Annotated in this window: 18 protein-coding genes; 14 read left to right on the top strand and 4 right to left on the bottom strand. The window is 70.9% G+C overall.

Annotated features, from left to right (window positions below):
- Positions 1–40 precede the first annotated feature (40 nt).
- The 8 genes from H5965_RS18440 to H5965_RS18405 all read left to right on the top strand — a co-directional run bounded on the left by H5965_RS18440 (position 41) and on the right by H5965_RS18405 (position 7,602).
- Complete coding sequence (locus H5965_RS18440; protein WP_310971237.1) at positions 41–1,180, top strand: GAF domain-containing protein; 1,140 nt, start codon at positions 41–43, stop codon at positions 1,178–1,180.
- The gene (locus H5965_RS18435) at positions 1,177–1,800 is read left to right on the top strand and encodes a response regulator transcription factor (RefSeq protein ID WP_310971236.1); all 624 of its coding nucleotides are present in this window, start codon (positions 1,177–1,179) and stop codon (positions 1,798–1,800) included. Before H5965_RS18440 ends, H5965_RS18435 begins: the two co-directional genes overlap by 4 nt.
- A gap of 16 nt (positions 1,801–1,816) precedes the next feature.
- Positions 1,817–2,632 carry a PHP domain-containing protein gene (locus tag H5965_RS18430; RefSeq protein WP_310971377.1) on the top strand — a complete coding sequence of 272 codons (816 nt, stop codon included), beginning with the start codon at positions 1,817–1,819 and terminating at the stop codon, positions 2,630–2,632.
- 118 nt (positions 2,633–2,750) lie between these two features.
- Positions 2,751–3,560 (top strand): ABC transporter ATP-binding protein, encoded by an 810-nt coding sequence (locus tag H5965_RS18425; RefSeq protein ID WP_310971235.1) that lies wholly within the window; start codon positions 2,751–2,753, stop codon positions 3,558–3,560.
- A complete protein-coding gene (locus H5965_RS18420) occupies positions 3,557–4,330 on the top strand; it encodes an ABC transporter ATP-binding protein (RefSeq protein ID WP_310971234.1) in 774 nt (257 codons plus the stop codon). The genes H5965_RS18425 and H5965_RS18420 overlap by 4 nt, the downstream gene beginning before the upstream one ends.
- Entirely contained in the window at positions 4,327–5,205 is an 879-nt protein-coding gene (locus H5965_RS18415; RefSeq protein WP_310971233.1) for a branched-chain amino acid ABC transporter permease, read from the top strand. The genes H5965_RS18420 and H5965_RS18415 overlap by 4 nt, the downstream gene beginning before the upstream one ends.
- Positions 5,206–5,212: 7 nt before the next feature.
- A complete protein-coding gene (locus tag H5965_RS18410) occupies positions 5,213–6,355 on the top strand; it encodes a branched-chain amino acid ABC transporter permease (RefSeq protein ID WP_396136915.1) in 1,143 nt (380 codons plus the stop codon).
- Entirely contained in the window at positions 6,352–7,602 is a 1,251-nt protein-coding gene (locus tag H5965_RS18405; RefSeq protein ID WP_310971231.1) for an ABC transporter substrate-binding protein, read from the top strand. The genes H5965_RS18410 and H5965_RS18405 overlap by 4 nt, the downstream gene beginning before the upstream one ends.
- Here the strand turns inward: H5965_RS18405 and H5965_RS18400 are convergent.
- Entirely contained in the window at positions 7,544–8,602 is a 1,059-nt protein-coding gene (locus H5965_RS18400; RefSeq protein WP_310971230.1) for a Glu/Leu/Phe/Val dehydrogenase dimerization domain-containing protein, read from the bottom strand. The two genes, H5965_RS18405 and H5965_RS18400, sit on opposite strands and share 59 nt — an antisense overlap.
- 80 nt (positions 8,603–8,682) lie before the next feature.
- Between H5965_RS18400 and H5965_RS18395 the strand changes: the two genes are divergently transcribed.
- The 3 genes from H5965_RS18395 (at position 8,683) to H5965_RS18385 (ending at position 10,150) form a co-directional block, all read left to right on the top strand.
- Positions 8,683–9,138, top strand: a complete 456-nt coding sequence (locus H5965_RS18395; protein ID WP_308673114.1) for an Lrp/AsnC family transcriptional regulator — start codon at positions 8,683–8,685, stop codon at positions 9,136–9,138.
- Positions 9,139–9,278: 140 nt separating this feature from the next.
- Positions 9,279–9,536, top strand: coding sequence for a hypothetical protein (locus H5965_RS18390; RefSeq protein ID WP_310971229.1), 258 nt, complete (start codon positions 9,279–9,281; stop codon positions 9,534–9,536).
- Between the two features lie 41 nt (positions 9,537–9,577).
- A complete protein-coding gene (locus H5965_RS18385) occupies positions 9,578–10,150 on the top strand; it encodes a GNAT family N-acetyltransferase (protein ID WP_310971228.1) in 573 nt (190 codons plus the stop codon).
- A gap of 42 nt (positions 10,151–10,192) precedes the next feature.
- On the opposite strand, the gene H5965_RS18380 is transcribed toward H5965_RS18385, so the two are convergent.
- A complete protein-coding gene (locus tag H5965_RS18380) occupies positions 10,193–12,895 on the bottom strand; it encodes a GH92 family glycosyl hydrolase (RefSeq protein WP_310971227.1) in 2,703 nt (900 codons plus the stop codon).
- A 296-nt stretch (positions 12,896–13,191) separates the two neighbouring features.
- Complete coding sequence (locus tag H5965_RS18375; RefSeq protein ID WP_310971226.1) at positions 13,192–13,836, bottom strand: YigZ family protein; 645 nt, start codon at positions 13,834–13,836, stop codon at positions 13,192–13,194.
- A 532-nt stretch (positions 13,837–14,368) separates the two neighbouring features.
- Between H5965_RS18375 and gltB the strand changes: the two genes are divergently transcribed.
- Together gltB and H5965_RS18365 are read left to right on the top strand one after the other, a co-directional pair.
- A complete protein-coding gene (gene gltB, locus H5965_RS18370; RefSeq protein ID WP_310971225.1) occupies positions 14,369–18,940 on the top strand; it encodes a glutamate synthase large subunit in 4,572 nt (1,523 codons plus the stop codon).
- The gene (locus tag H5965_RS18365; RefSeq protein ID WP_310971224.1) at positions 18,933–20,381 is read left to right on the top strand and encodes a glutamate synthase subunit beta; all 1,449 of its coding nucleotides are present in this window, start codon (positions 18,933–18,935) and stop codon (positions 20,379–20,381) included. The genes gltB and H5965_RS18365 overlap by 8 nt, the downstream gene beginning before the upstream one ends.
- A 57-nt stretch (positions 20,382–20,438) precedes the next feature.
- Here the strand turns inward: H5965_RS18365 and H5965_RS18360 are convergent, their stop codons facing one another.
- The gene (locus H5965_RS18360) at positions 20,439–21,311 is read right to left on the bottom strand and encodes an SDR family oxidoreductase (protein WP_310971223.1); all 873 of its coding nucleotides are present in this window, start codon (positions 21,309–21,311) and stop codon (positions 20,439–20,441) included.
- A gap of 83 nt (positions 21,312–21,394) precedes the next feature.
- On the opposite strand from H5965_RS18360, the gene H5965_RS18355 reads away from it, so the two are divergent.
- Positions 21,395–21,967, top strand: coding sequence for a helix-turn-helix domain-containing protein (locus H5965_RS18355; protein ID WP_310971222.1), 573 nt, complete (start codon positions 21,395–21,397; stop codon positions 21,965–21,967).
- The last annotated feature ends 31 nt before the right edge of the window (positions 21,968–21,998 follow it).

Below are 21,998 nucleotides of genomic sequence, written 5' to 3'. Positions count from 1 at the left end.
GGTATGTCCGGAACCACACTCCGTGTGCCATCGTGATCGGGTGACGGCAAAGGAGCACGTCGCCGAGTACAGCGCGGTGCTGGGCGAGCTGCTGCGCGAGCGCGAAAAGCTGCTCGGCACGCTCGACCGGGTCGCCGCGTTGCACGGGACCGCGCGCCTGATCCGGGAGACGGTCGGGGCGAAGGCCGGGTTCGTCGGCGAACTCACCGAGCCGGGGCTGGCCGTGATCCGCTGGATGTCCGGCAACCGCACCGACGCGCTGCAGGACCTCGAGGTGTCGACCGGCCAGGGCGTCGGCGGGCGGGTGCTGGCGCTGGGCCGCCCGGTCCGCGTCACCGACTACGTCAGCGCGCCGACGATCACCCACCACTTCGACGCCCAGGTCCGCGGCGAGGGCCTGGCCGCGTTGCTCGCCGTCCCGATCGTCGCGCACGGCGAGACCGTCGCCATCGCCTACGCGGCCATGCGGGAGCCCGCCGACTTCGGTGACGACGCCGTCCGGCGGATGGAGGAGGTCGCCTGCCAGGCCGGGGCGGCGCTGCACCTGGCGAAGGTGGCCGAGACCGACCGCACGGCCGCGGTGGCCGGCGAGCGCCTGCGCATGCAGAGCGCCCTGCACGACTCGGTCGGCGCGCTGCTGTTCTCCATCGGCGTCCAGGTGCGCGACCTGCACGAGGACTTCCACGGAAACCCCGGCCTGGAAGCGCGGCTGCGGCGACTGGAAGGCGACGTCTCCGCGGCGGCCGGCGCGTTGCGGGAGTCCCTGCTGGCCTTGTCGGAGTCCAGTCCGGAGCGGGCGCTGCCGGTCGAGCTGGCCGAGCACTGCCGCTCGTTCCAGGCCCGCTGCGGCGTCCCGGCCCGGTTCGTGCAGCTCGCCGCGGTGCCGCCGCTGGACGCCGAACGCACCGCGCTGCTGGTCGCCGCGGTCCGCGAGGGGCTGCTCAACGTCGAGAAGCACGCCCGGGCGTCCTCCGTGATCGTCAGCCTGCTGCCCAGCGACGACGGCGTCCAGGTGGTCGTCGCGGACGACGGCACGGGCACCGACCCGGTGCCCGGCACCGGCATGGGCCTGCGGACGCTCGCCGGGCGCGCGCTGCGGCTCGGCGGGCGGGTCAGCCTGGTCCGCGACGACGACGACGGCTGCACCCTGCGCGCGTGGGTGCCGCTGGTGCGGCCGTGACCCCCGCCAGCGTCTTCGTCGTCGACGACCACCCGGTGGTCCGCGACGGCGTGACGCTGCTGCTGCGCTCGGACCCGTGCCTGAACGTGGTCGGCTCGGCGGAGTCCGGGCGGCTGGCGATCGAGCGGGTGGCGTCGCTGGCCCCGGACCTGATCCTGCTCGACCTGCGGCTGCCGGACATGCTCGCGCCCGAGGTCGTCACCGAGCTGCGGCGGGTGCACCCCGAGGGCAAGATCGTGGTCTTCACCGCGCACGGCGACCACCAGGGCGTGCTGGCCGCGCTGGAGTCCGGCGCGCACGGCTGCCTGCTCAAGGACGCGGCGGGCGCGCAGCTGGTGACCGAGCTGCGCCGGGTGCTGCGCGGCGAGCGCGTCGTCGACCCCCGGATCCTCCCCGACGCCGGGCAGCGGTCGGACGCGCTGGCCCGCAGCGGCCTGACCCGCCGCGAGTACGAGGTCCTGCGGCTGGCCGCGCAGGGCCAGACGAACCCGGAGATCGCGGAGTCGACGGGCCTGGCGCGGAACACGGTGAAGACGTACCTGCAGTCGGCGCTGCACAAGCTGGGCGCACGCAACCGCGTCGAAGCGATCGGGAAGGCCAGCGAAGCCGGGCTGCTGTGAGATCCTCGGCCGGGTGATGATCGACCTGCACGCGCACAGCACGGCCTCCGACGGGACGACGCCACCGGCGCAGCTCCCGCGCCTGGCCGCCGAAGCCGGGCTGGCGGTGCTCGCCCTCACCGACCACGACACCTTCGCGGGCCTGGCCGAGGCTTCCGCGGCCGCCGCCGGCGTCGAGCTCGTCCCCGGGGTCGAGATCTCGTGCCGCCTGGACGAGTTCGAGGTGCACCTGCTCGGCCTCTTCGTCGACCCGTCCTCCGCGCCGCTGGCGGACGAGCTGGAGCTGATCCGCACCGACCGCGTCCGCCGCGGTGTCCGGATGGTCGAGCGCTGCCGGGAACTCGGGGCGCCGATCACCCTGGCGCAGGTCGAGGCGATCGCCGCGGGCGCGCCGCTGGGCCGTCCGCACATCGCCGCGGCGCTGGCCGCGGTGGGCATCACCGACGCCTTCACGTCCGACTGGATCGCCGACGGCGGCCGGGCGGACGTCCCCAAGCACGTCCTGTCCGCTGTGGACGCGATCGCGCTGGTCCGCGCGGCCGGCGGCGTGGCGGTGCTCGCCCATCCCCGCTCGGTCAAGCGGCGTGCTTCGGTGTCGGACGCGCAGCTGGCCGCGCTCGCTGCCGCGGGACTCGCGGGGATCGAGGCCGACCACCCCGAGCAGCCGCCGGACGTCCGCGACCGGCTCCGGGAAGTGGCCGCCGGCCTGGGGTTGCTCGCCACCGGGTCGAGCGACTTCCACGGCGATCGCAAGCCGGTCCGCCTCGGCGAGTGCACGACTTCGCCTGACGTGTTCGCAGCGCTGCGGGAGTCCGCCGTGTCCGTTTCGTAGCCCGCGGGGTCTCCAGGTGGGGGTGTCCGGGAGCCACGTCTGATCGCAGGATGACCGCCACCGACCGTGACTCACGTCACACGAGCGGAGGAGGCCCCTTGCGTTCCGGAGTGAGTTCGTGCTGACCGTGCGTGGCCTGCGGGTGCGGTACGGCCGGTCGACGGCCGCCCTGCACGGGATCGATCTCGACGTCTCCGCCGACGGCGTGCTGGCCGTGCTGGGCAGCAACGGGGCCGGGAAGTCCACTTTGCTCCGGGCCGTCTCCGGCACCCTCCGGATGCACCGGGGCGCGATCGACGCCGGCGAGATCCGCTACGCCGGCCACGCGCTCGGCAAGCTCGACCCCGCCCGGATCGTCCGGCTCGGCGTCGTCGGCGTGCCGGAAGGGCGGCAGGTGTTCGCCCGGATGACCGTCGAGGAGAACCTGCGGGCCGGCGGTATCGGCGCCCGGACCGCGGCGGAGCGGGCCGGCGCACGCGAGCGGGTCGGCGAGTTGTTCCCGGTGCTCACCGAACGCGCCAGGCAGCGCGCGGGCCTGCTGTCCGGCGGCGAGCAGCAGATGCTGGCCATCGGCCGGGCGCTGATGTCCGCGCCGAAGCTCCTGCTGCTCGACGAGCCGTCGCTGGGTCTCGCGCCGAAGGTCGTCGAGCAGATCGGCCGGACCATCCGCGAAATCCACGACCAGGGCACCGCCGTCGTGCTGGTCGAGCAGAACGCCGTGATGGCGCTGAACGTCGCCGACCACGCCGTGGTCCTCGAAGTGGGCCGGGTGGCGCTGGCCGGGACCGCGGCCGAGCTGGCCGCCAGCCAGGACGTCCAGCGGCTCTACCTCGGCGGGCACGCCGAATCGCCGGAGACCGCCGAAGCCGAGGCGGAGACCGCACGCCGGAGCCTGGCGGGCCGGACCCTGTCGAGGTGGGCCGGATGACGCCGCCGGAACTGCGGGTCGAGAACGTCTCGCTCCGGTTCGGCGGGATCCGCGCGCTCGACGACGTGAGCTTCACCGTCACCCCCGGCTCGCTGCACGCGCTGATCGGGCCGAACGGCGCCGGGAAGTCCAGCTGCTTCAACGTGATCAGCGGCCTCTACCGGGCCGGCACCGGGCGCGTGCGGCTCGGGGACACCGACCTCACCGGGCTCGCGCCGCACAAGCTGGCCGGGCTCGGCGTCGGGCGGTCCTTCCAGAACGCGGCCCTCTCCCCCGGCTCGACCGTGCTGGACAACGTCATGCTCGGCCGGCACGCGCTCACCCGCGGCGGGTTCCTCGAAGCCGGGCTGCGGCTGCCGTGGACGGTCCGCGCCGAACGCCGGCACGCCGAGCGCGCGCGGGAGATCTGCGCGTTCCTCGGGCTCGAAGCGGTCGTCGACGCTCCGGTCGGCGCGCTCCCCTACGGCGTCGTCAAGCGCGTCGACCTCGCCCGCGCGCTGGCCGTCGAGCCGGTGCTGCTCCTGCTCGACGAGCCGGCGGCCGGGATGAACGCGGCGGAAACCGCGGAGCTGGCCGGCATCATCAGCGGGATCCGGGCCGAGCTCGGCATCTCGATCCTGCTCGTCGAACACGACATGGGCCTGGTGATGGGCATCGCCGACCGGGTCACGGTGCTCGACTTCGGCCGGCGCATCGCCGACGGCACCCCGGCGCAGGTCCAGTCCGACCCGGACGTCATCAAGGCCTACCTGGGCACGGAGGCAGCGTGAACACTTTCCTGCAGCTCGTGGTGAACGGCCTCGGCAAGGGCGCGGTGTTCGCGTTGCTGGCACTGGGCTTCGTGATCATCTTCAAGGCCACCGAGGTGGTCAACTTCGCGCACGGCTCGCTGGTGCTCTTCGGCGGCTACCTCGTCGTGGTGTCGAAGGACGCGCTGGGCTGGGCCGGCGCGTCGCTTGCCGGGATCGTCTCGGCCGGGTTGCTCGGCCTGCTGGTCGAGCGGCTGCTGCTGGCCCGCTCCCGGCACGCCGACGCGAACAGCCTGGCCCTGCTCACCATCGGCGTCGACGTGATCGTCACCGAGGAGATCGTGCGCCGCCTCGGCGTCACGCTACCCTTCCTCGGCGACGCCTGGGACGCGAAGCCGTTCCGGCTCGGCGGGATCACGCTGTTCCGCACGCACCTGGTCGCGCTCGCCGTCGCGGCGGTGCTGATCACGGCGTTCTGGCTGGCCTTCAAGTACTCGAACTGGGGCGTGGCCATGCGGGCGCAGGCGGAGAACCGCGAGGCCGCCGCGCTGATGGGCATCCGCAGCTCGCGCGTCACCGCGACCGCGTGGCTGGTCGCCGGCCTGCTCGCCGGGGTGGCCGTGCTGTTCATCGCGACGCAGGACTTCTCCGGCGCCGGGCTCTCGCGCGGGACGCACTCGATCGCGCTGGCCGCCTTCCCCGCGGCGATCCTCGGCGGCCTCGACTCGACGGCGGGCGCGGTCGTCGGCGGCCTGGTCGTCGGGATCGCGGAGGCCCTGTCGGCGCAGTACGTCTCGTTCGACTTCTCGAAGAGCGCGGTGTTCCTGGTGATGCTGGTGGTCCTGGTGGCGCGGCCGTCGGGGCTGTTCGGCACGAGGGAGCGGACCCGTGTCTGACCAAGCCGTGTCCGAAGTGGACACCCCAGCCGAAACGGCCGCGCCGCCACGCCCACGCCGCAGCCCGGCGCGGCTGGTCCGCCGGGTCGTCTCCCTCGCGCTGCTGGTCGTCCTGCTCGCCCTGCCGCTGTACCTCGACGCGGCGTGGCTCAAGGCCGGGCAGTATATGATGATCGGCGGGGTCGGCGCGATCGGGCTGACGCTGGTGGTCGGCCAGGCCGGACAGCTTTCCCTGGCCCACGCGTTCTTCCTGCTCGCCGGCGGCACGGCCTACACCGTCCTCTCCGGACCGGCCGGCGACGACCGGGTGGTCGGCCTCGGTCTCGACCCCGGCCTCTCGCTGCTCGGCGCGGTGGTCGTCGCGGCCCTGCTCGGCCTGGCCTTCGCGCCGGTCGCCGGCCGGCTGCGCGGGATCTACCTCGGCGTCGCCTCGCTGGCGCTGGTCTTCCTGGGCCTCTACTTCGGACAGTCCGCGGAGGAGCTCACCGGCGGGACGTCGACCGGGCGCGCGCCGGCGCCGTTCTCCCTGTTCGGCTTCCCGTTCACCGACGACGGACCGGAGATCACCCTGCTCGGCGTGCCGATCCGCCAGGCCGAGCGGATGTGGTACCTGTTCCTGCTGCTCACCGTGCTCGCGTTCGTGATCGCCCGCGGCGCGGTCCGCGGGCGGGTCGGGCGGTCGTGGCGGGCGGTGCGCGACAACGAGGCCGCGGCCGCGGTGATGGGCGTCAGCGTGCTGCGGGCCAAGGCGGGCGCGTTCGCCGTCTCCTCGGCCTACGGCGGCCTCGCCGGCGCGATGACCGTGCTGTGGTTCGACATCCTCAAGCCGGACGAGAGCGAGTTCGGCACCTACGGCATCAACGTCTCGATCGCCTACCTGGCGATGGTCATCATCGGCGGCCTCGGCTCGGTCCCCGGCGCGCTGGTCGGCGCCCTGATCGTCAACGGGCTGCCGCAGGTCCTCGCCCTGTATTCGGCCGACCTGGGCTGGTTTTCCGGCACCGGCGACGGCGCGCTGACCCCGGTCCTGGTCAGCTCGTTCGTCTACGGCGCCGCGATCATCCTCGTCGTGCTGTTCGAGCCGGGCGGGCTCGCCGCGATCGGCCGCCGGCTCACCCGGCCTCGCCGTCAACCCCCGGAGGAATCATGAAACGCACACACCTGGCGGCGGCGCTGGTGGCCGTCCTCGCGCTCTCGGCGTGCAGCACGAAAGCGAACGACTCGGGCGCGTCGGGCCCGGACAGCTCCGGCGTCAAGACGGGCAAGGGGGTGACGGCGAACGAGGTGACGCTCGGCGTGATGACCGACAAGTCCGGCGTGTTCAAGAACCTCGGCCTCGGCGTCACGCAGGGCAACGAGCTGTGGGCCAAGGACTTCAACGCGGCCGGCGGCGTGTGCGGGCGGCAGGTCAGGCTCGAGGAGGTCGACCACGGCTACAAGGCCGACACGGCGAAGACGCTGTACCCGCAGATCGAGCCGAAGGTGCTCGGGTTCGTGCAGCTGCTGGGCTCACCGGTGGTGGCCGCGCTGAAGCAGAACCTGGCCTCGGACAAGACGACCGCCGCGCCCGCGTCCTGGTCGTCCGAGCTGCTCGACAACCCGTACGTGATGATCGTCGGGACGACCTACGACCTGGAGATCATCGACGGCCTGTCGTACCTGCAGGAGCAGGGGCAGCTGAAGGACGGCGACACGATCGGGCACATCTACATCGACGGCGAGTACGGCAAGAACGGCCTGCGCGGCTCGCAGTTCTACGCCAAGAAGCACAACCTGACGCTGAAGGAAGTCAAGATCACCTCGACCGACAGCGACCTGACCAACGTCGTCACCGGCCTCAAGGGCGAAGGCGTGAAGGTGATCGTGCTGACGACCACGCCGACGCAGACCGGCTCGACGGTCGGGGCCAACAAGGCGCTCGGGCTGAACGTCCCGGTGCTGGGCAACAACCCGACGTTCGACCCGGCGCTGCTGAAGAGCCCGGCCGCCGGAGCGCTCGACAAGCTGACGGTCGTGGCGAGCAGCGTGCCGTTCTCCGCGGACATCCCGAAGGCGAAGGACGTCGCGGCGAAGTACAAGGCCGCGTACAAGGAAACCCCCAACGGCGGCGTCCCGTACGGCTACGCGGTCGGCGAGGTGTGGGGCGCGGTCCTGAAGAAGGCGTGCGACAACAAGGACCTGACGCGCGACGGCATCGCCGCGGCGCTGAAGCAGACGACGTCGGCGAGCACGGACAACCTGGTCGCGGCGCTCGACTTCTCGAAGCCGGGAACGCCGGCGACGCGCCAGGTGTACGCGGCGACGCCGGATGCCTCCGCCGAGGGCGGCGTCAAGTACGTCAAGCCGTTGTTCGAAGCTCCGGAAGCGAAGGAGTACGTGGCTCCGCACCAGAAGTGAGCCGGGTTCGCGCCAGCGCGGCCGCTTCGTGCAGCGGAGTGGTCGCGTTGGCCGCGGCGGCCTCGAGGAGGGTGCGCACGGTGTCCTCGATCGTCTCCACGCGAGCGAGCGCGGCTTCGTGGTCCAGGCCCTCGGCCTCGCGCGAAAGTGTGTACAGGATCCCGCCCGCGCTGGCCACGTAGTCCGGGATCCACACGATGCCGCGTGCGGCGAGGTCGTCCGCGACGGTGTCGGAGGTGAGCTGGTTGTTGGCGGGCCCGACGACGAGCGGTGTGTCGAGCCGGGCCACCGTCTCCGGGCCGAGCACCCCGCCCACCGCCGCCGGGATGACGACGTCGGCGGTGAGGGTCAGGACCTTCTCCGGCTCGGCCCAGGTCAGGCCCAGCTTTTCGGCGCCGGGCCGTTTCCCCGCGTCGATGTCGGAGACGACGACGTCGGCGCCCGCCGTGTGGAGGCTCGCCGCGAGGTGGGCGCCCACCGAGCCGTAGCCGCTGATCACGACCCGGCGGCCCGCGAGGTCCGGTCCGGCCGCCGCCCGTAGCGCGGCGAGCACCCCCAGGGCGGTCGGCCCGCTGGAGGAACCGGTTCCGCCCGCGGATTCGGGCGTGCAGAACGCGTACGGCGACGCTTCGCGGAGCACCAGCATGTCGGCCGGGCCGGTGCCGACGTCCGGGCCCGCCTGGTAGGCCCCGCCGAACTCGGCGATCAGGTCGGCGTGGTCGAGCAGGACGGCCCGGCGCTCCTCGGGCGAAAGGACGCGGCCCGGCTCAGGTGCGATGACGCTCTTGCCGCCGCCGAACGCCAGGCCGGCGACGGCGCACTTCGCGGTCATGGCGGCCGACAGGCGGAGGACGTCGCCGATGGCTTCTTCGAGCGTGCCGTAGGGCTTGAACCGGCAGCCGCCGACGGCGGGGCCGAGCGCGGTCGAATGGATCGCGACCATCGTGGGGACGCCGGATCGACGGCCTCGGTGGACTACGAGCTGCTCATGTGCGGTCATGAGCGCCGAAGTTAGGGTGACAGTCGGCAGTCAGGACCGGCTGCCGAACGAAATTCGGCGAGGCTACGGAGGGCCCCGTGCTGGACGAACTTGATTCGGCGATCGTGCGGTTGCTGCAGGAAGACGCCCGCCAGACCAACCGGGACATCGCCCGGAAGGTCGGCATCGCGCCGTCGACGTGCCTCGAGCGCATCCGGCTGCTGCGCGAACGCGGCGTCATCCGCGGCTACCACGCCGACATCGACCTGCCGAGCCTCAACCGCGGCGTCCGGGCGCTCGTCACGGCGCAGGTGCGGCCGCTGAGCCGGGCGGTGATCGATTCCTTCCAGCGGTCGATCGCCGAACTCCCGGAAGTGCTGTCGGTGTACGTCACGGCGGGAAACGACGATTTCCTGATCGAAGTCACCACGCCGGACATCGACGCGCTGCACGCATTCCTGACCGACCGGCTCGCGCTGCGCCGGGAGATCGTCGGGTTCCGGACGTCGATCGTTTTCCGGCACCTGCGGAAGACGACGCTTGAACCGCTCCCGTAGGGGTATCCGGGGATGACCCCGGAACGGCGCGACACGCCGCCCCCTACGTGCACCCCTGAAATACCCGGGTTCGCACGTTCAAAGGCGGAAACTGTCGGTGGCGGGGCGTCTAATGAGCACGACGGGAAGGAGGCGCCGCCATGATCACCGATTTGAACCACCGTGAGCGCGCCACACTGAGAGCCGTGGCCGGCGGCCACGCCGAGATCAGCTGCAGCTGCGAGCCCGACCTCTTCATCGACGGCCTGAGCTGCTGCGACCAGTCCACCGTGCACCGGCTCGCGCGGCTCGGCCTGATCGCACCCGCGCACCCCGGCAAGTGCGGCGAGCGCGTGCCCGCGCTGCTCACCGACGCCGGATCGCGGGCGCTCGGCGAGGTTTTCGCCACCGCGGCGTAAACACGTTTGCCACGCACTGGGGTCACTGCCAGCATCATCCGATGCACGTATTCCTCGAAACCGAGCGGCTGATCCTCCGCCGGTTCACCGAGAACGACGCGGACGCGCTCTTCGAGCTCTACGACGACCCGGCCGTGATGAAGTACCTCAATGGGGGACAGCCGGCGGACCGCACGGAGATCGTCACCCTGGACCTTCCCGCGTTCCTCGGTTACTACGAGCGTTTCCCCGGTTACGGGTTCTGGGCGGCGATCGAAAAGAGCACCGGCGACTTCCTGGGGTGGTTCCATTTCCGCCCGCGCCCGGGCGACCCGCCGGACCAGCCCGAACTCGGCTACCGGCTGCACCGGAAGGCGTGGGGCAAGGGCTACGGCACCGAGGGCTCGGCGGCACTGCTCGCGAAGGGCTTCACCGAACTGGGGGTCACCCGGGTGACGGCGTTCACCATGACGGTGAACAAGGCCTCGCGCCGCGTGATGGAAAAACTGGGGATGACGTTCGTCCGCACCTACTTCGAGGAGTTCCCGGAGCACGAGCGGGCCCCGGGCAGCGAGCACGGCGAAGTCGAGTACGGCATCACCCGCGAGGAGTGGTCTGCCGCGGCCGGGTCGTGAGTGTTTAGGCGGGTTAGAACCCGCCTAAACACTCACGAGGGGTCAGCGGTAGACCTCGAACTCGTAGATCCGGGCCGCGCCGTTGCCGTCGTTGGCCGGGGTTGTCAGGTTGAGCTTCACGTACCGCGCCGACCGGGTGGTGATCGGGTGGTACGTGCGGCTCGCCCGGGACCCGGACACCGACGCCACCGTGGTCCACGACGAGCCGTCGGTCGACGTCTGGATCGTGAAGGCGCCGGTGTTCCAGCCGGTGGTTTCGCCGCCGAGGCCGGCGTGCTTGACCACGAACGAGGACACGTTCTGCGCCGACCCGAGGTCGACCTGGAGGAACTTCGTCGCCGCCGTGCTGCAGAACTTGCTGTTGTTCGCCAGGCTGCCGTCGACGGCCTTGGCGGGAGTCTCGGCCGAGTTGCACGACGCCGAGCCCGTGGCCACCTTGCCCTGGGCCAGGTTCGTCCCGAGCTCCGGCGCGGCGGCCGGCGGGGTGAACCCGTCGTTGTACGACGGCGGGACGTCGGACACGTTAGTGCCCCACGCACTCGGCGACGAGCCCATCGTGTAACCCAGCGTGGCCGCGCCCGCGATGTCGCCGTAGCGGATCCACGACTTCGTCGTCGAGACGCCGTTGACGCTCACGCTCTGCACGTACTGCGTGCCCTGGCCCGCACCGCTCCCGGTGATCTGGATGGTCCCGGACGGCCGGATGATCGACGCCGCCGGGAACAGCGGGCCGTGCAGGGCCAGGACGTCCGCGCCCGGCGTGGCCGGGTACATCCCCAGCGCGGCGAAGACGTACCACGCCGAGGTGGCGCCGAGGTCGTCGTTGCCGGGCAGGCCGCCCGGGCCGGTGGTGAACGACTCGTTCATCACCCGCCGCACCGCCGAGCTGGTGCCCTGCGGGTGGGCGGCGTAGTTGTACGCCCACGGCACGCCGTGCTCGGGCTCGTTGCCGATGTAGAAGTACGGCTGGGTGAGCCCGCCGTTGAGCTGGGTGAAGTGGTGGTCCAGCCGCTGGACGGCGGTCTGGCGGCCACCCATCAGGTTGATCAGGCCCTGGTAGTTGTAGGGCACCATCCAGGTGTACTGCGACGGGTTGCCCTCGGTGTAGCCGCTGTTGCTCGACGGCACGACCGGCCACGCCCAGGTGCCCGTGCTGCCCCGCGGCTGGATGTAGCCGGAGTCGGGGCCGAACACGTTCTGCCACCACTGGGCGCGCTGCATGTAGGTGTTGTACTTCGTGGTGTCACCGACGGCCTTCGCGAACTGCGCCACCGCGAAGTCCGACGCCGAGTACTCGAGCGAGTCCGACGGGTCCTCGTAGACGTAGTGCCGGCTCAGGTAGCCGCTTTCCCGGCCGCGGATCGCCTGACCCTGCGTGGTGCCGCCACTGGCGCTCTTGTCCATCAGCGTCAACGCGGCCGCGGTGTCGAACCCGCGAACCCCGAAGGCGTACATGCTGCCGACGATGATCGGGCCGGGGTCACCGGTCATCACGAAGTGCTCGTTGCTGTTGTGCGACCACTTGGGCAGCAACCCGCCCTGCTGGCCGTCCAGCACCATGGACTTCGCGATGTCGCTCGCCTCGTTCGGCGCGACGAGCCCGATCAGCGCGGCCCACGACCGGTAGATGTCCCAGCCGGAGTAGTTCTGGTAGACGGTGTGGGACGCGGTGTGCACCGCCTGGTCGAACCCGCGGTACTGGCCGTTCGTGTCGCTGGCGATGTTCGGGTTCTGGAAGACGTGGTACAGCGCCGTGTAGAACTTCTGCAGGTCCGCGGTCGCCCCGCCGGTCATCTGGACGCGGTTGAGGACGTTGTTCCAGCTCGTGTCGGCTGCGCCGCGGATCCCGGCGAAGTCGAAGCCGGGGCTCTCGGCGGCCAGATTCGCCTGAGCGTTGGCGAGGCTGACGAACGAGATGCCGATCTTCGCCTGCACGGTCGTGTTGCTCGAAGTGTCGAAGGTGACGTAGCCGCCGGAGTTCGTGCCGCTGGTGCTCGCGGAACCGGCGTTCACGGTGCCGCCGAGCCAGGTGCCGAACCCGCTGGGCGCGCGGTCGAACTGGATGACGTAGAAGATCTGGTAAGTCTTCGACGAGCCGCAGAACCCGCCGCCGGTCACCGAACCGGTGAGCTGGCTGCCGCTGATGCTGATGCTTCCGCTGCGGGACCCGGTGGCGCTGCGGCTGGTGTTGACGAGCAGCCGCGCGGACGTCGTGTTCGGGTAGGTCAGCTTCATGAAGCCGGACCGCTGGGTGGCGGACAGTTCGACGGTGGTGTTGTAGCTGTCGAGCTTGTTCTTGTAGTAGCCGGGCGCGGCGGACTCGTTGGCCTTGGTGTACCGGCCCGCGTACCCGGTCCACCCGGTGCCCGGCGACGTCCCGATCGCGCCGGTGATCGGCAGCAGGCCGAGGTCTTCGTTGTTGGCGCAGCCGGCGCCGTTGAAGTGGGTGAGGCTGAATTCCTCGATGCTCGTGTCGCTGTAGCGGTACCCCGACGGTGACGCGGTCGGGGTGTCCGGGCTGAACTGCACCATGCCGAACGGCACGACGGCGCCGGGGTAGGTGCTGCCGCCGGCACCTCCGGGCACCGGGTTGGGCGAGTTGCTGTTGTCGGTGCCGATGAAGGGATTCACGTACTGGGTGAGGGCGAGCGTCGCGGCGCCGGCTGGTGGCGCGGCCAGCCCCGCGCCGAGGAGCACCGCGGCGAGCGCGGCCGCGCGCACCCGGCCGGCCAATGGTCTGGACATGACCCTTCCTCTCCTTGTCGCACGCATTCCCGCCGGGCGACAACGTTGTCGGACAAGCAGAACGGGTGGTGACAACGTTGTCAGCGCGGGTCGAGCCGCGCCGGCAACGTCCAGGGGGTAGAAGTGGTACCGGAACTCGGTGGCACGACATGGTGCCACGGAAGGGTCCGCGCACGGAAGCGCCGAAAGTTCGTTGCGCGCCAAGCGGTTTCGCGACCGGACCACGCAGCCCCGGTGGACCACCCCGCCGCAGTGCCGCCAATGACTCATTCGGGACGTCGCAGGTCCCGAATGAGTCATTCGCGACCTTGGGGAGTGGAGGTCACCCAGTGGTCGCCGAGCGGGGTCGTCGCCGCTTCGCCGTTCGTCAGGTCCGCCAGCCAGCCCGCGAAGGCGTTTCCCTCCCCCGGTGCCAGGCCGATCTCGAAGCGGGCCAGCTCGTCGAAGCGGGTCGCGTGGAGGAGGTACGGCGACGCGCGCAGGTCGTTCTCCAGCCGGCCCGCGCGGTCGTAGTGCACCGCCACTTCGACCAGGCTGAGACGCCGGTGTTCTAGTACACCAACAACTTCCACAGCGTCCGAAACGGACTGACCGTACGCCCGGATCAACCCTCCCGCCCCCAGCAGGACTCCCCCGAAGTACCGCGTCACCACGGCGACCGTGTCGGTCAGGTCCCGGCGGCGCAGCACTTCCAGCATCGGCGTACCCGCCGTGCCCGCCGGCTCACCGTCGTCACTGGACCGCTGAGTTCGCCCATCCGGCCCCAAAACGAAGGCGTGGCAGTGGTGTCGCGCCCCCGGATCCGCGCGGCGGCGGGCCGCGATGAACTCGCGCGCGGCCTCTTCCGACGTCACCGGAGCGAGCGCGCAGAGGAACCGGGAGCGCTTGATCTCGATCTCGTGGACGCCGTCCCGAGCCACGGAGAGATAACGATCAGTCATCGAGCCAAGCCGCCATGCACCCAGCTTCCCACCTCGACCAGGGGTTCCACCAGCCACCCCCGACCACTTCGGACGGACGTTTTCCCAGGTCAACGGCGTTGCAGCCCGCTCTACGGGAGAGCTGGCCCGACATATGGGACTACCCCCGGGGACGTCAACGCATGCGTGGCATTTCCCACCCGGGCGCAACGACGTATGTCGATAACAGCGAATTCACACTATCGTCATAAGACCCGGCGAACCCGGGAGTAACACCGCGCGCTCCGGACGGCCCCCACCACCGTGGCCGGCCTGTGCGCGCTCGCAGCACCCGACATGTTCGGCTGCCCAGCGTTGTGCGGCCTCCCAGATGATCGCGGCCGGTTTCCGAGCATCGGCGCTCGGCCGGTTCCTCGCGTCATCCAGCACCTCGACAACAGCAACTGTTCTCGACTGACCATCGCGGTTCCGGACCACTTCGTTAACCGGTTCAGCTCGAACCACCCCATGGAGTGAGTACCGGTCGCGCCAACGCCTTGGGAGGCGGCCAGCCGTGACCCACCGTGCCAGTTCCCTGCCCCCGTCCGGGGAGCAGCTCAGCAACGCCGAGGCCAAGGGCCTCTACCGGAGCGACTACGAACACGACGCCTGCGGTGTCGCCTTCGTCGCCGACCTGACCGGGCGCCGAGATCATGCGATCGTCGCCAAGGCCCTGGTCGCGTTGCGCAACCTGGAACACCGCGGGGCTCGTGGCGCCGAACCGGACACCGGCGACGGCGCCGGCCTGCTGATCCAGATCCCGGACGAGTTCTACCGCGCGGTCGTGGACTTCGAGCTCCCCGAACCGGGCACCTACGCGGTCGGCACGGCTTTCCTGCCGCAGGACGAAAAGCGCCGCGGCCGGGCGATGACGACCATCGAGCGCATCGCCGCCGAGGAGGACATGCGCGTCCTCGGCTGGCGCGAGCTGCCGGTGCACACCGAGCACTGCGGGCCGACCGCGGCCGAAACCATGCCGCACTTCACGCAGCTGTTCCTCGCCGCGCGCCGCCCGAAGCCGGAGCACGCGGACCCGCTGCACATCGAGCGCAGCGCGTTCTGCGTCCGCAAACGCGCCGAGCACGAGCTCGTCGAGGACGACGTGTACTTCCCGTCGCTGTCCTCGCGCACGATCGTCTACAAAGGAATGCTCACCGAGCCGCAGGTCGAGCGGTTCTTCGCCGACCTCACCGACGAGCGCGTCACCAGCGCCATCGGCCTGGTGCACTCCCGGTTCTCCACCAACACGTTCCCGTCGTGGCCGTTGGCCCACCCGTACCGGTACGTGGCGCACAACGGCGAGATCAACACGTTGCGCGGCAACCGCAACTGGATGGACGCCCGCGAGGCGCTGCTGGAAACCGACCTGATCCCGGGCGACCTCAAGCGCGTCTACCCGGTGATCACCCGCGGCGCCAGCGACTCGGCGAGCTTCGACGAGGTCCTGGAGCTGCTGCACCTCGGCGGCCGCTCGCTGCCCCACGCCGTCCTGATGATGATCCCGGAGGCCTGGGAGAACCACCAGGAGATGGACCCCGCGCGGCGCGCCTTCTACGAGTTCCACTCGACGCTGATGGAACCGTGGGACGGCCCGGCGCTGGTCGCCTTCACCGACGGCAGCCAGATCGGCGCGGTCCTCGACCGCAACGGCCTGCGCCCCGGCCGGTACTGGGTGACCGACGACGGCCTGGTCGTGCTCGCCTCCGAGGTCGGCGTGCTCGACATCGACCCGGCGACGATCGTCCGGAAGGGACGTCTCGAGCCCGGCCGGATGTTCCTCGTGGACACCGTCGAAGGCCGGATCATCGAGGACGAAGAGGTCAAGACCGAGCTGGCCACCGCCCACCCGTACGACGAGTGGGTCGACGCCGGGCTCGTGCACCTCGAAGACCTGCCCGAGCGCGACCGCGAGGTCCCGCTGCACGCCGCGCTCGTGCGCCGCCAGCAGGCGTTCGGCTACACCGAGGAAGAGCTCGAAGCCATCCTCGAGCCGATGGCCCGCACCGGCGCGGAGCCGATCGGCTCGATGGGCAACGACTCGCCGATCGCGACGCTGTCCAGCCGGCCGCGGCTGATCTTCGACTACTTCATCCAGCTGTTCGCCCAGGTGACGAACCCGCCGCTGGACGCCATCCGCGAGGAGCTCGTCACCGCGCTCGGCACGCAGATCGGCGCCGAGCCGAACCTCCTGGAGGGCAACGCGGCCAGCTGCCGCCGGATCGTGCTGCCGTTCCCGGTGCTCGACAACGACCAGTTCGCCAAGCTGGTGCACGTCAACGACGACGGCGACCTGCCGGAGTTCCAGGCGGTCACCGTGCTCGGCCGGTACAACGTGCACGGCGGCGGCGACGCGCTGGTCAAGCGGCTGGACGAGATCCGCGCCGAGGTGTCGGAGGCGATCGAGGACGGCGCCCGGCTGATCGTGCTGTCCGACCGCGGTGTCGACGAGCACCACGCACCGATCCCGTCGCTGCTGCTGACCGGCGCGGTGCACCACCACCTCGTCCGCGAGAAGACGCGCACGCAGGTCGGCCTCATCGTCGAGGCCGGCGACGCGCGCGAGGTGCACCACATCGCGCTGCTCATCGGGTACGGCGTGGCCGCGGTGAACCCGTACCTGGCGATGGCGACCGTCGAGGAGATGGCCCACCGCGGCCTGATCCCCGGCGTGACGCCGAAGCAGGCGACGCAGAACCTGATCAAGGCGCTCGGCAAGGGCGTCCGCAAGACGATGTCCAAGATGGGCGTTTCGACCGTCGCGTCCTACACCGGCGCGCAGATCTTCGAAGCCATCGGGCTCGGCGAAGAGGTCATCGAGAACTGCTTCACCGGCACGACGTCCAGCCTCGGCGGCGTCGGCTTCGAGACGCTCGCCGACGAGGTCGCGAAGCGGCACAAGTACGCGTTCCCGGCCGACGGGTTCCACGCACCGCACCGCGAGCTGGAGACCGGCGCGGACTACCAGTGGCGGCGCGAAGGCGAGCCGCACCTGTTCAACCCGCAGACGGTGTTCAAGCTCCAGCACTCCACGCGGTCCGGCAAGTACGAGATCTTCAAGGAGTACACGAAGGCCGTCGACGACCAGGCCGAGAAGCTGCTGACGCTGCGCGGGCTGTTCGACTTCAAGTACGGCAAGCGCGCGCCGGTGCCGATCGAGGAGGTCGAGCCGGTCTCGGAGATCGTCAAGCGGTTCGCCACCGGCGCCATCTCCTACGGGTCGATCTCGATGGAGATGCACCAGACCCTCGCCATCGCGATGAACCGCCTCGGCGGCAAGTCCAACACCGGTGAGGGCGGCGAAGACGCCGAGCGGCTGTACGACCCGGAGCGTCGCTCCGCGGTCAAGCAGGTCGCTTCGGGGCGCTTCGGCGTCACGAGCGAGTACCTCGTCAACGCCGACGACATCCAGATCAAGATGGCGCAGGGCGCGAAGCCCGGCGAGGGCGGGCAGCTGCCCGGCGCGAAGGTGTACCCGTGGATCGCGAAGACGCGGTTCTCGACGCCGGGTGTCGGCCTGATTTCGCCGCCGCCGCACCACGACATCTATTCGATCGAGGACCTGGCGCAGCTCATCCACGACCTCAAGAACGCCAATCCGAACGCGCGCATCCACGTGAAGCTCGTGTCCGAGGTCGGCGTCGGCACGGTCGCGGCGGGCGTCTCCAAGGCGCACGCGGACGTCGTGCTCATCTCGGGTCACGACGGCGGGACGGGCGCGTCGCCGCTGTCGTCCATCAAGCACGCCGGTGGCCCGTGGGAGCTCGGCCTGGCCGAGACGCAGCAGACGCTGCTGGCCAACCGGCTGCGCGACCGGATCGTCGTGCAGACCGACGGCCAGCTCAAGACCGGCCGGGACGTCATCGTCGCGGCACTGCTCGGCGCCGAGGAGTTCGGCTTCGCGACCGCGCCGCTGGTGGTGTCGGGCTGCATCATGATGCGTGTCTGCCACCTCGACACGTGTCCGGTGGGCGTCGCGACGCAGAACCCGAAGCTACGCGAGAAGTTCAGCGGCAAGGCCGAGTACGTCGTCAACTTCTTCGAGTTCATCGCCCAGGAAGTCCGCGAGTACCTGGCGGAGCTCGGGTTCCGGTCCATCGCCGAAGCCGTCGGGCACGCCGAGTTCCTCGACAAGCGCAAGGCGATCGAGCACTGGAAGGCGTCCGGGCTCGACCTGTCGCCGATCTTCCACGTGCCGGACATGGCCCCGGCCGGCCTGCGGCTGCAGCAGACGCTGCAGGACCACGGCCTGGAGAAGGCCCTGGACAACACGCTGATCCAGCTGGCCGAGGGTGCGTTGAACTCCGGCGACAAGGTGCGGCTGGAACTGCCGGTGCGCAACGTCAACCGGACCGTCGGCACCATGCTCGGGTCCGAGCTGACCAAGCGGTGGGGCGGCGAAGGGCTGCCCGACGACACCATCGACGTCACCTTCACCGGGACCGCCGGCCAGTCGTTCGGTGCCTTCGTGCCGAAGGGCATCACGCTGCGGCTCTACGGTGACGGCAACGACTACGTCGGCAAGGGCCTCTCCGGCGGACGGCTGATCGTGCGGCCGCCGCGGGAAGCGCAGTACGTCGCCGAAGAGCAGATCATCGCCGGCAACGTCATCGGCTACGGCGCGACCAGCGGCGAGATCTTCATCCGCGGCAAGGTCGGCGAGCGGTTCTGCGTGCGCAACTCGGGCGCGCTGGCCGTCGTCGAGGGCGTCGGCGACCACGGCGGCGAGTACATGACCGGCGGCCGGATGGTCGTGCTCGGCCCGATCGGGCGCAACTTCGCGGCCGGCATGTCCGGCGGCATCGCGTACGTGCTGGACCTGCCCGCGCACCGCGTCAACCCGGAGATGGTCGACCTCGACCCGCTCGACTCCGAGGACGCGGACTTCCTGCGGGAAACGCTGGAGAAGCACTACAACGAAACGGAATCCGCGGTCGCGCGGGAACTGCTGGCCGACTGGGACGCGGGCGTCGACCGCTTCGGGAAGGTCATGCCGAAGGACTACAAGCGCGTGCTCGCCGCCCAGGTGCAGGCCGAGCGCGACGGGCGCGACGTGAACGAGGCGATCATGGAGGCCGCACATGGCTGACCCCAAGGGCTTTCTGACCACCACCCGCGAAGAGCCGAAGCGGCGTCCGGTCGACCTCCGGCTGATGGACTGGCGAGAGGTCTACGAGGACTTCGCCACCACGAAGCTGCAGAAGCAGGCGGGCCGCTGCATGGACTGCGGCATCCCGTTCTGCCACCAGGGCTGCCCGCTCGGGAACCTCATCCCGGAGTGGAACACGCTGACCTGGCGCGAGGACTGGCAGCAGGCGATCGAACGGCTGCACGCGACGAACAACTTCCCGGAGTTCACCGGGACGCTGTGCCCGGCACCCTGCGAGACGGCGTGCGTGCTCGGGATCAACGACGACCCGGTGACGATCAAGCGGGTCGAGATCTCGATCATCGACCGGGCCTTCGACGAAGGCTGGGTGACGCCGCAGCCGCCCACTGTGAAGACGGGCAAGAAGGTCGCGGTCGTCGGGTCCGGCCCGTCGGGTCTTGCCGCGGCGCAGCAGCTCACGCGCGCGGGCCACAGCGTCGTGGTCCTCGAGCGGGCCGACAAGATCGGCGGGCTGCTGCGCTACGGCATCCCCGAGTTCAAGATGGAGAAGTCCCGGCTCGACCGGCGGCTCGACCAGATGCGCGCCGAGGGCACGGAGTTCCGGACGTCGGTGAACGTCGGCGTCGACCTGGCGGTTTCCGAGCTCTTGGCTTACGACGCCGTGGTGCTGGCCGGTGGCGCGACCGACTGGCGCGACCTGCCGATCCCCGGCCGGGAGCTCGACGGTATCCACCAGGCGATGGAGTTCCTGCCGCCGGCCAACCGGGTCGCTTCGGGCGAGCTTTCGGAGTCGCCGTACTCTGCCGCCGGCCTGGATGTCGTGGTCATCGGCGGTGGCGACACCGGCGCGGACTGCGTCGGGACGTCGCACCGCCAGGGTGCGCGGTCGGTGACGCAGCTGGAGATCATGCCGAAGCCGCCGGAGTCGCGCTCGGACGCGCACCCCTGGCCGACGTACCCGATGATCTACCGGGTGTCCTCGGCGCACGAAGAGGGCGGCGAACGGCTCTACGCGGTGAACACGCAGGAATTCCTGGGTGACTCCGATGGCCGGGTGCGTGCGCTGAAGCTGGTCGAGGTCCGCAACGAGGGCGGCAAGTTCGTACCGGTGCCAGGCACGGAACGCGAGCTGCCCGCCCAGCTCGTCCTGCTGGCGATGGGCTTCCTCGGGCCGCAGAAGCAGGGCTTGCTCGAGGAGCTGGGCGTCGAGCTGGACGCGCGCGGCAACGTGGCGCGCGACAAGGCGTTCAAGACGAGCCTGGACAACGTGTTCGTGGCCGGCGACATGGGCCGCGGCCAGTCCCTGATCGTCTGGGCGATCGCGGAGGGCCGCAGCGCCGCGGCCGGCGTCGACAGTTACCTGACCGGCCGCGACGTCCTGCCCCGCCCGATCGCGCCGACGGACCGGCCGATCGCGTAAGACCCGGCGCCGGCGGAGGTGTCATCGTCGCCACCTCCGCCGGCGCTGTCCCACTTCTCAGTCGTAGTAACCCTTTTCGAGGTCGTCCAGCAGCCCCGGCTGCGTGGGCCGCCAGCCGAGCGACTCCTGGGTCGCCGCGGAGGAAGCCGGCTGGTCGAGCGCCAGCAGACCCCCGAGGAAGCCGAGCTCTTCGGCGGTCACGGACGTGGCCGGCAGGTTGTTGCGGCGGCCGACCACCTCGGCGACGTCCCGGATCCGCACGCCTTCGTCGCCGACGGCGTGCAGCACGGCACCGGCGGGAGCCTGCTCCAGCGCCAGCCGGAAGAGATGAGCGGCATCCAGGACGTGCACCGCGGGCCAGCGCTGCGTCCCGTCGCCGACGTAAGGCGCGATGCCCTTCTCTCGCCCCAGGGCAACCAGGCGGGCGATGAGGCCGTGGGCGTCGCCTTCGCCGTGGACCGAACGCGGCAGCCGGACCAGCGACGCGCGGACGCCCTGCTCGGTGGTTTTCAATACGGCACGGGCGATGTCTCCCCGGCCGGCCACCGGGCCCGCGAAGAGGGAGTCGTCCCGCTCGGTCGCCGGACGCCCGGGCACCATCGGCGTCCCCGAGGCGGCGACGAAGGGCTTGCCGGCCGAGACGCCGGTCATGGCGGCGACGGCGGCCGCGTCGGTCCGGATCGCGTCGTCCATCCGGCCGAAGTCGTGCCCGAAGGCGAGGTGGACGACGCCTCCGGCCCCCTCGGCGCCGCTTTGCAGGACGTCGAGGTCGGTGAGGTCGCCGCGGAGGACGTCGGCGCCCATGGCCGCGACGGTGCCGGCCGAGCCGTCCGACCTGGCGAGCCCGACGACCTCGTGGCCCGCCTCGAGGAGTTCGGGCACGAGGGCCCGGCCGATCCAGCCGGACGCGCCGGTGACGAACACACGCATGAGCTTCTCCCGTTCGTGATGACACCTGGTGTCATCACCATAGCACCGCGATGACACCAGGTGTCATCGCCTAGGCTGGGGTCATGAGCCGCTGGGAGCCGAACACGCGCGAGCGCCTGCTCGACGCCGCGCTCGACCTGTTCGGCGAGCGCGGGTACGACAGCGTGACGGTCGCCGAGATCGCGGAGCGGGCCGGGCTGACGAAGCGGACCTTCTTCCGCCACTTCAGCGACAAGCGCGAAGTGCTCTTCGCGGGCCAGGACGTGCTGAGCCGGATCTTCGCCGAAGCGATCGCGGACGCGCCAGCGTCGGCCAGCCCGGCAGAGGCGGTGGCGGTGGCGCTGACCGCAGCGGCGGCCGCCATGGGACCGCACCGGCGGGCCCGGGCCCGCCAGGTCCGAGCGGTGGTCGCCGGCCACACCGACCTGCGCGAGCGCGAGCTGCTGAAGCTGGCGACGTTGCGGGCCGCAATGGCCGACGCCCTGCGCGCCCGCGGAGTCCCGGACCCGACGGCCGCCCTGGCCGCGGAGATCGGGGGGCTCGCCTTTTCGACGGGCTTCGCCCGCTGGGTCGCCCCGGACAGCGAACGGGAGTTCACCGAGCTGGTCCGCGAAGCGTTGGACGAGCTGTTGGCGGCAACCACCACCCTCGGCTGATTCACCTCGCCGCCGCGCCAGGCGGACCGAC

The sequence above is a fragment of the Amycolatopsis sp. 505 genome (genome assembly GCF_031625235.1).
Lineage (GTDB): Bacteria > Actinomycetota > Actinomycetes > Mycobacteriales > Pseudonocardiaceae > Amycolatopsis.
This window is presented reverse-complemented; position numbering and strand designations above follow the sequence as displayed.

What these genes read in the sequence shown, in the direction of transcription:
- H5965_RS18430 (WP_310971377.1), top strand. Translation starts at nt 1,817, where the DNA reads ATGATCGACCTGCACGCGCACAGCACGGCCTCCGACGGGACGACGCCA.
- H5965_RS18420 (WP_310971234.1), top strand. Translation starts at nt 3,557, where the DNA reads ATGACGCCGCCGGAACTGCGGGTCGAGAACGTCTCGCTCCGGTTCGGC.
- H5965_RS18405 (WP_310971231.1), top strand. Translation starts at nt 6,352, where the DNA reads ATGAAACGCACACACCTGGCGGCGGCGCTGGTGGCCGTCCTCGCGCTC.
- H5965_RS18400 (WP_310971230.1), bottom strand. Translation starts at nt 8,602, where the DNA reads ATGACCGCACATGAGCAGCTCGTAGTCCACCGAGGCCGTCGATCCGGC.
- H5965_RS18390 (WP_310971229.1), top strand. Translation starts at nt 9,279, where the DNA reads ATGATCACCGATTTGAACCACCGTGAGCGCGCCACACTGAGAGCCGTG.
- H5965_RS18385 (WP_310971228.1), top strand. Translation starts at nt 9,578, where the DNA reads ATGCACGTATTCCTCGAAACCGAGCGGCTGATCCTCCGCCGGTTCACC.
- H5965_RS18380 (WP_310971227.1), bottom strand. Translation starts at nt 12,895, where the DNA reads ATGTCCAGACCATTGGCCGGCCGGGTGCGCGCGGCCGCGCTCGCCGCG.
- H5965_RS18375 (WP_310971226.1), bottom strand. Translation starts at nt 13,836, where the DNA reads ATGACTGATCGTTATCTCTCCGTGGCTCGGGACGGCGTCCACGAGATC.
- H5965_RS18365 (WP_310971224.1), top strand. Translation starts at nt 18,933, where the DNA reads ATGGCTGACCCCAAGGGCTTTCTGACCACCACCCGCGAAGAGCCGAAG.
- H5965_RS18360 (WP_310971223.1), bottom strand. Translation starts at nt 21,311, where the DNA reads ATGCGTGTGTTCGTCACCGGCGCGTCCGGCTGGATCGGCCGGGCCCTC.
- H5965_RS18355 (WP_310971222.1), top strand. Translation starts at nt 21,395, where the DNA reads ATGAGCCGCTGGGAGCCGAACACGCGCGAGCGCCTGCTCGACGCCGCG.